The sequence below is a fragment of the Parerythrobacter lacustris genome, assembly GCF_024626475.1.
Taxonomy (GTDB): domain Bacteria; phylum Pseudomonadota; class Alphaproteobacteria; order Sphingomonadales; family Sphingomonadaceae; genus Parerythrobacter_A; species Parerythrobacter_A lacustris.
In genome coordinates, this window is the sequence record NZ_JANKHH010000011.1 from 1 (window position 1) to 584 (window position 584).

Genomic DNA, 584 nt, shown 5'->3' on the forward strand with positions numbered 1-584 from the left:
TGAATAGCCCCGAGTTTTCTAGACGCCTTCGGTGCTCATGTTTTGCTGCCGTTCGAACTCGACGGGCGACAGCATCCCGTTCCTTACATGCTTTCGTATCGGGTTATAGAACATCTCGATGTAATCGAATACATCCTGCCTTGCCTCGTTGCGTGAGCGATAGGTCCGGCGCCGGATGCGTTCGCGCTTGAGCAGATTGAAGAAGCTCTCGACCACAGCGTTGTCATGGCAGTTGCCACGACGGCTCATCGAGTGCTCCAGATTATGGGCCTTCAGGAATGACGCCCAGTCCATGCTGGTGAACTGCGATCCCTGATCCGAGTGAACCAGCACAGTGTTCTTCGGCTTCCTGCGCCACACCGCCATCAGCAATGCTTGCAGGACCAGATCGGTGGTCTGGCGGCTCTGCATCGACCAGCCCACCACGCGCCGGGAGTAGAGGTCGATCACCACTGCCAGATAGGCAAAGCCCTCCAGCGTCCTGATGTAGGTGATGTCAGTCACCCAAGCTTTGTCGGGCGCTGTGACATCGAACTGGCGAGCCAGCGTGTTGTCGACCACCTTAGACGGCTTGCCGCCATAGC

At 57.5% G+C, this 584-nt stretch carries 1 protein-coding gene; it reads right to left on the bottom strand.

Annotated elements, in window-relative coordinates:
- Positions 1-18 precede the first annotated feature (18 nt).
- The coding region (locus NSO95_RS15250) for an IS3 family transposase (RefSeq protein WP_257597197.1) at positions 19-584 on the bottom strand (566 nt) is incomplete at its 5' end.